8 protein-coding genes are annotated in these 7,433 nt (G+C 72.2%); all 8 read right to left on the reverse strand.

The genetic code is table 11. From position 1 onward, the window contains the following. Positions 1-513 (reverse strand): alcohol dehydrogenase catalytic domain-containing protein (locus ABZ646_RS35380; RefSeq protein WP_360528334.1); only part of this gene is annotated, 513 nt, incomplete at its 3' end. Positions 514-549: 36 nt separating this feature from the next. Beyond that, positions 550-1,215, reverse strand: a complete 666-nt coding sequence (locus tag ABZ646_RS35385; protein ID WP_360528337.1) for a lysoplasmalogenase — start codon at positions 1,213-1,215, stop codon at positions 550-552. After that, positions 1,212-2,078, reverse strand: a complete 867-nt coding sequence (locus tag ABZ646_RS35390) for a sterol desaturase family protein (protein ID WP_360528340.1) — start codon at positions 2,076-2,078, stop codon at positions 1,212-1,214. Before ABZ646_RS35390 ends, ABZ646_RS35385 begins: the two co-directional genes overlap by 4 nt. A 121-nt stretch (positions 2,079-2,199) precedes the next feature. Beyond that, positions 2,200-2,913, reverse strand: coding sequence for a VIT family protein (locus ABZ646_RS35395; RefSeq protein WP_360528343.1), 714 nt, complete (start codon positions 2,911-2,913; stop codon positions 2,200-2,202). A 45-nt stretch (positions 2,914-2,958) separates the two neighbouring features. After that, positions 2,959-4,188 (reverse strand): amidohydrolase family protein, encoded by a 1,230-nt coding sequence (locus ABZ646_RS35400; protein WP_360528346.1) that lies wholly within the window; start codon positions 4,186-4,188, stop codon positions 2,959-2,961. Next, entirely contained in the window at positions 4,185-5,471 is a 1,287-nt protein-coding gene (locus tag ABZ646_RS35405) for an amidohydrolase family protein (RefSeq protein WP_360528349.1), read from the reverse strand. Before ABZ646_RS35405 ends, ABZ646_RS35400 begins: the two co-directional genes overlap by 4 nt. Before the next feature lie 12 nt (positions 5,472-5,483). Further along, positions 5,484-6,368, reverse strand: a complete 885-nt coding sequence (locus ABZ646_RS35410) for an SDR family NAD(P)-dependent oxidoreductase (protein ID WP_360528352.1) — start codon at positions 6,366-6,368, stop codon at positions 5,484-5,486. After that, a complete protein-coding gene (locus ABZ646_RS35415; RefSeq protein WP_360528355.1) occupies positions 6,368-7,162 on the reverse strand; it encodes an acetoacetate decarboxylase family protein in 795 nt (264 codons plus the stop codon). The genes ABZ646_RS35410 and ABZ646_RS35415 overlap by 1 nt, the downstream gene beginning before the upstream one ends. Between the last annotated feature and the right edge of the window lie 271 nt (positions 7,163-7,433).

Raw genomic sequence — 7,433 nt, forward strand, 5'->3', positions numbered from 1 at the left:
GCCGCACCTTCCTGATGGTCCGCGGAGGGCCGCGTGGTGGCCGGTGCCGAGCACGTCGGACAGGGTCAGCAACGCGGACAGCAGGTGGTCGTCGGAGGCGGCCTCCTTGGGGAGCCGGACGAGGGTGCCGTCGGCGAACGGGACGCGTACCGCCTCGCCCTGGCCGCCGTCGTATCCCACGGCGCCCCAGAAACCGCCGTGCTCACAGGACGTGGTCAGGCCCTCGCGGCAGTAGTCGCAGACGCCGTCGGACCACATGAAGGGCGCGACCACGAGGTCGCCGCGCTTCACCGTGCCCACCTCGGAGCCGGCCTCCTCGACCACGCCGAGGAACTCGTGCCCGATGCGCTGTCCCGGCTGCCGGGCCGCCTCGCCGCGGTACGCCCACAGGTCGCTGCCGCAGATGCAGGCGCGCAGCACCCGTACGACGGCGTCGGTGGGCAGCTGCACCATGGGCTCGGGCACGTCCTCCACGCGCATGTCGTACGGGGCGTGGATGGTGGTGGCGCGCATGGCGAGGGTCCTTCTCGTGCGGTGGCGTGGGCGCGCTCAAGGGGTGGTCGAGCGCACTTCACCGTACGTCGTGGCCGGTGCGGGCCGCGCGTCGAGGGTGCCCCGTACCAGCAGGAACTGCGCCGCCGCATAGGTGAGCATGATCCACAGGTCGGGTGCCGGCGGCTGTGGCCAGTGGGCGACACCGGTCGCGATGAGGGTGTCGGAGAGCATGAAGAGCGCGCCGCCGAGCCCGGCGACCGGACCGCACCGGGTGCCGGCGGTGTACGCCATGGCGGTGAGCAGGGTGCTGTAGCCGGCGACCGGGACGCGCAGGCCGGCGGGCAGGTCCGGCCACAGCAGGACGACCAGGGTGGCGAGGGCGGCGGCGTAGGCCGGGGCGAGGCCGCGTGCACGCGCGCGCGGCGGCCCGAGGCGGCGGAACAGGACGAGGTAGCAGACGTGTCCGGCGGCGAAACAGGCCATGCCGGCCATGAACGCGGGCTCGGCCCCGGAGAGCAGCAGGACGTCGCCGCCCCAGCCGCACAGCAGGGCGGCGACGAGCAGCCGGGGACCGCCCGCGCGGGCGGTGTGGGCGGCGAGCAGGAGCATGAGGAGCGGCTTGGCGGCCAGGTGCCCGGCGCGCAGACCGGCGGCGAGGCACCCGAGGTCGACGGCGACGGCGAGGACGAAGGCGGTGAGCAGCGGCCGGGTCGCTCTCACGCGGCCACGGACTCCTCGGCCTGTTCGACGGCGGGCGCCGGGGCCCAGCCCGGTCCCCGGAACACTCGCCCGGCCCGCTCCCGCCAACCGCGCGCGGCCTTCAGGTCCCTGCCGATGGCCAGGTACTCGTGCGTGGCCACCTTGATGGGGTTGAACGTGTTGATGTTCTTGGTCAACCCGTACACAGGTCGCTCGACCTCGGGCACCCAGGACCCGAACAGCCGGTCCCAGACGATGAGGATCCCGCCGAAGTTGCGGTCCAGGTAGCCGCCCTGGGAGGCGTGGTGGACCCGGTGGTGGGACGGCGTGTTGAACACGGTCTCGAACCACCGGGGCATCTTGTCGATGCGTTCGGTGTGGATCCAGAACTGGTAGACGAGGTTCGCGGAGGAGCAGAAGGCGAGCGCGGCCGGGTGCACGCCCGCGGCGACGAGCGGGACGTAGAACGGCCACACGGTCAGCGAGGTCCAGGGCTGGCGCAGCGCGGTGCTCAGGTTGAACTTCCTGCTGGAGTGGTGGACGACGTGGCAGGCCCACAGGATGCGGATGACGTGGTGGCCGCGGTGGGACCAGTAGTAGCAGAAGTCCTGCGCGAGCAGCATCAACGGGACGGTCCACCACAGGACGGGGACCCGCAGCGGGGTGAGTTCGTACACCGCCGTGTAGATCGCGACGATCGGGATCTTCCAGACGAGGTCGAACACCAGCGAACCGAGCCCCATGCCGATGCTGGTGGCCGCGTCCCTGGTCTCGTACCCGGCGGCATCGTCGTCGGGATGGATGCGGTAGCTGATCACCTCGATCACGGTGAGCAGCACGAAGGCGGGTATCGACCACAGCACGACATCGGGCAGGTTCGGCATGCAGGCACCGTAGAACCGCCGGTCGGCTGCGGCTAGACGTTGTTACCCACAAGTATCGCCGGCGGTACGCGCTTGCTTGTTGGCGGTCTCCGCCAATGCCCGGCCGACCGGGCCCCGACCGCTACACCCCGGCCGCCCCCAGCAGGCTTCCCGCCGCGTAGGTGACTCCCATGGCCAGTGCGCCGCCCAGGACGTTGCGCAGTACCGCGGGGCCCACCGCCGCGGCTCCCAGGCGGGCGCTGGACCAGCCGGTGAGGACCAGGGCCGCCAGCACCGAGCCCACCGTGACCGGGAGCCGCCAGCCGGAAGGCGGCAGGACGATCGCCAGCAGCGGGAGCAGGGCGCCCACCGTGAAGGCCACGAAGCTGGCGAGCGCCGCGTGCCAGGGGCTGGTGAGTTCGTCGGGGTCGATGCCCAGTTCCACGCGCGCGTGGGCCCTCAGCGCATCGCGTTCGGTCAGCTGGACGGCCGCCTCGCGGGCCACCTCCCGGGACAGGCCGCGGCGCTCCAGCAGCTCGGTCAGTTCCTCGAGTTCGGCCTCGGGCTCCTCCTTCAGCTCCCGCTTCTCCTGGGCGAGGGCGGAGAGTTCGGAGTCCCGTTGGGTGGACACCGACACGTACTCGCCCGCCGCCATCGACATGGATCCGGCGAGCAGACCCGCCAGGCCCGCCGTCAGCAGGGCGTTGCGATCGGCCGTGGCACCGGCGACGCCGACGACGATGCCCGCCGTCGACACGATGCCGTCGTTCGCGCCCAGTACGGCCGCCCGCAGCCAGTTCAGCCGGGAGCCGAGCGCTCCCCCGTGGGCCTCGTTCTCGTGCACAGGTTCCGTCACAGCAGCGAGGATCGCACCCCGAGGCCGGCGGGCGCCGCAGCGACGTCACCAGACGCGTACCGAGGCGCCCCGCGCGAACACCGGGCTCGTGGCGTCCGCCGGCGGCGTCGACAGCGGCTCCGCGATCTGAGCCACCGTCGGCCCCACCTTCGCCGCGATCGGGTCCAGGAGGTCCAGGTCGAAACCGTAGACCCGGGCCGCGTTGCCGCCGAGCATCGCCGCCAGCTCCGCGCGCGGGACGCCGGCGAAGGCGAAGCGCAGCCCCTCACGGGTGTACGGGTACGTCCCCTCGTCGTGCGGGTAGTCGCTGCCCCACATGATCTTGTCGAGGCCGATGCGGTGGCGCAGCGGTACCTCGTGGGGGCGCATGAAGCTGGCGCCGACGAAGCAGTTGTCGTGCCAGACCGAGGACGGCGGGTCGCCCATCGCGTCCGCCAGGCCGACCCCGAACTTGGACTCCGCGGTCGTCGCCTTCGTGGCCGCCAGCATGCGGCCGTGGTAGTAGTCCAGCATGGCCAGGACCCCGGGGATCCAGCCCGAGCCCTGCTCGGTGAGGACCAGCCGCAGGCCGGGGTGGCGGCGGAAGGCACCGCCGAAGATCAGGTGCCACAGCGCCCGGTGCGAGAACCAGGTCGTCTCGACCATGAACACCGCGCGGGCGGCGGGTTCGTCGCCGAGCGGCGGGGAGGCGGAACCCGCGTGGTGGTTGACGGGCACGCCGAGTTCCGCGCAGACGGCCCAGATCGGGTCGTACACGCGCGCGTGGAGTTCGGGAAGGCCCGAGCCGGGCGGGGTGCCGGGCAGGAGGAGTCCGCCTTTCAGGCCCGCCGTCACCGACCAGCGGATCTCCTTCACGGCCTCCTCCACGTCGTTCAGGAGGATCTGGAAGACGCCCGCGCGGCGGCCGGGCGCGTCGGCGCAGAAGTCGGCCAGCCAGCGGTTGTGGGCGCGCAGGCCCGCCCAGCGCCGTTCGAACTCCGCCGCCGTCGGCGCGGGCGCCATCAGGGAGCCGGACGGGAAGAACGGCGGAATGGTGTTCGGAAAGATCACCTCCGCGACGATCCCGTCCTGTTCCAGCTCCGCGAGCCGTCGCGCGGAGTTCCAGTTCCGGTCGGCGGAGTCGGCGAGCAGGTCCTCGTACGGATTGACGTAGGTCGCCGCCCAGACGTCGAAGTCGTCGTGGTGGCACTTCTCCAGGTACGGCCGGTAGTCGAGGAGATCGGCGCCGGCGTGGCAGTCGGCCGAGATCACCGTGTAGCGGTCCTGTCCGTTCATCGATCCGCTCCCAGCACAGGGAAGTCGTTGTCCGTCAGCCAGTGCCGGCCCACCTCGCGGGAGCGGGCCCAGGAGGCCTCCACCGCCGCCTGGTCGGCCTGCTGGCCGAGGTCGGCAGGGGTGGGGCCGATACGGCGGGCCAGCGGGGTGAGGCGGTCCACGTCGAACCCGAAGGCCTCCGCCGCCGCGAGGCCCAGCATCCGGCGGGTCTCGGTCACCGGGATGTCGTGGAAGGTGCGGCGCAGCCACGCGCGCGTGTCAGGCCAGGTGCCCTCGGGGTGCGGGAAGTCGCTGCCCCAGAGGATGTTGTCGACGCCGATCTCGTAACGCTGGGCGAGTTCGCGGCGCTTGGTGTTGGTGGCGCAGACGAAGACCTGCCGGTCGAGATACTCGTGCGGCGGGCGCCTCAGCTCCTCGAAGGGGGAGAGCTTCTTGCCGCCGTGCGCGCCCAGGTAGAGACGGTCCATGAACCACAGCAGGTTCGGCAGCCACCAGCAGCCCGACTCGGCGACGCCGAAGCGCAGCCCCGGGTGGCGTTCGAAGACGCCGGACCAGAGCAGGAACCACAGCGGGCGGGCCGGCCACCAGGTCACCTCGCTCACGTAGATGCCGAGATGGTCGCCGTACTCGTGGCGCGGGGCCGCGCCGGAGTGGGTGAGGACCGGCATCCCGCAGTCGGCGGCGGCCGCCCAGACGGGGTCGTAGCGGCGGTCGTGGTAGGGCTCCCGGTCCACCCACATGGAGGGGATCATCAAGGCGCCGAGGCCGGACTCCTTCGCGCGGTACACCTCCGCGACGACGCGCTCCGTCGGGGCCGTGACCGGCAGCAGGGCCACCCCGCAGTGCCGTTCGGGGTGCTCGGACACGAAGTCGGCCAGCCAGCGGTTGTGCGCCCGGGCGCCCGCCATGCCCAGCTCCGGGTCGTGGTCGCCGGACAGGCCGAGGCCCACCCCGAAGGGTGCCGCCGTCCGGCTGTCGACCGCGTCCGCGTCCGGGAAGACCACCTCGGCGGCCACCCCGTCGCCGTCCAGCTCCTTCAGGCGCTGGGCACTGTCCCAGCCCCCGCGCAGCCCCTCCTCGTTGTCCTGGAACCACCGGGCGGCGAACGCCTCGTTGCGGATGCCGAGCCGGGTCATCTCCTCCCGGCGGCGCTCCCGCCCGGCGAGGAACTCGTCGAAGTCACGGTGGAACCGGGCGTCCAGATAGGGCCGGTACTCCTCGGTGGGCAGCCCGGCGTGGCAGTCGGAGGAGATGATCAGATATGGGTCGTCGTAGGCGGTCACCACAGCCTCCTGTCAGTCCAGGACGAAACTCTCGAGATACGACGGGTTCGCCCGGTCCAGCATCGAGCGCGCCCGCGCCCGGATCTGGGCGTCGCTGTGCTCGCTGTCCGGCAGCAGCCAGAAGCGGTCCGCGCGGATGCCCGCCACGACGAATTCGGCGACCTCCTCGACGGGCGTGAACCGGACCTCCTTGCCCGCGGCACGCATCGCCGCCTCCCACTGGTCGAGGCTGCGGTACGGCGTCCTGCGCGGGCGTTCCTTGGCCCAGCGGTCGGGCCGGTTCCGGTGCGACTCCCACAGGCCCGTGCGCAGCATGTGCGGTCCCGGGAAGAGCACCGAGGCGCCCACGCGCGCGTGCTCCGCCCTGAGATGGGCGTAGAGGGACTCGGTCATCGTGACGACGGCCGCCTTGGTGACGGCGTACACGGAGGCCGTCGGCAGCGGTGCGATCCCGCCGTCCCCGGAGGACGTGTTGACCACATGACCGGATTGACCCGACTTGATCATCCTGGGGAGGAATGCCTGTACACCGTGGAAGACACCCCACACATTGACTTCGAACGCCCACCTCCAGTCGTTCGGTTCGTGCTCCCACATGCGGCCCTCGGCGCCCGAGCCGACCCCGGCGTTGTTGCACAGGACGTGCACCGCGCCGAACGTGTCGTAGGCCGACTCGGCGAGTTCCAGGACCTGTTCGCGCACGCCGACGTCGACCACGCGCGCGTGCACGTCCGCGCCCTCGGCGCGCAGGCCGTCGGCGGCCTTCTCCAGGGCGGCGGCCTCCACGTCGGCGAGGACCACCTTCAGCCCCTCGGCGGCGAACCGCCGGGCCATCGCGAGGCCGAGGCCGCTCGCCGCGCCGGTGACGACGGCGACCTGTCCGGCACGCAGTTCCATCAGTCCCCGCTCCCTTCCGGTGGCGCGTCATGGATCTGACGGGGGTCGTCGTAGCGCTGGTGGACGTAGGGCAACAGGGCGTGCGCGTCGACCCGTTCGGCGACCCGGCCGCGCTGGGCGCTGGTCTTCTCGCCGAGGGTGATGCCGAGCAGCCGCAGCACGGGGAGGTCGGCCACCGGGTCGTACCCCGACTCGCGCAGGACCACCTCGCCCCTCACGCGCTCCAGCCGGCGGACCTTCTCCTCGCGGACGCAGTGCACCAGGACGGGGTCGCCGTCGAAGCCGGAACCGTCCACCGCCGGAAGGAACTTGAAGTAGAAGTCGGTCCGCGGGGCGGGCTCGGGCAGCGGCAGCGGGCCGTCGACCGTGCCGCGCACCTCGACGAAGGTGACACCGTGGCGGGCGAGGGCGGCGCGGACGGCGGGGCCCTCGCGCTCGACGGTGACCTCGCCGAGCTTCTTGGGCTCGCCGAAGACCTCACGGCCGCCGGTGAGGGCCCGCTCGTGGGTCATCGGCATGACCAGCGGGTACCACCCCTCGACCGTGCCGTGGGCGGCGGCCACCGCGAACGAGCCCGCGCCGAGCGGGTATCCGGGCAGTTCGACCTTGCTGATGTTGACCCGCGCCAGGGGCCGGCCGGTGGGCTTGAGCGGGGGCGGCAGGACCGCGGCGACCGCGTCCGGGTCGGTCTCCCAGACGGCCACCACCCCGGTGGACCAGACGTCCGGGAGTCTCGTGGTGCGCGTGGCCGTGATCTCCGCCTCGGTCCGAGCGCCGTACCGTACGCGTGCCATCCGCCGTACCGCCCTTCCGTCGGCGACCTTCTGCGCCGGGCGGGGTGCACGCTTGCACCGGGCGGCGCAAAGGTCCATAGCCACGCGGCGGGCAATCAGGACAAAGGTTCACAGGCGTGCGACGGGAGGCCAGGACTTTCGAACGGGCGGGTGCCGCGGGCGACCTGACGGACCGGACTGTCGGCGGGTACCGACGCCACCGACGTCACCTTCAACGAGTACGCCACCACCACCTACGGCACCAACGTCTACGTGGTCGGCTCCCTCGCCT

Source organism: Streptomyces sp. NPDC007162 (genome assembly GCF_040634175.1).
Lineage (GTDB): Bacteria > Actinomycetota > Actinomycetes > Streptomycetales > Streptomycetaceae > Streptomyces.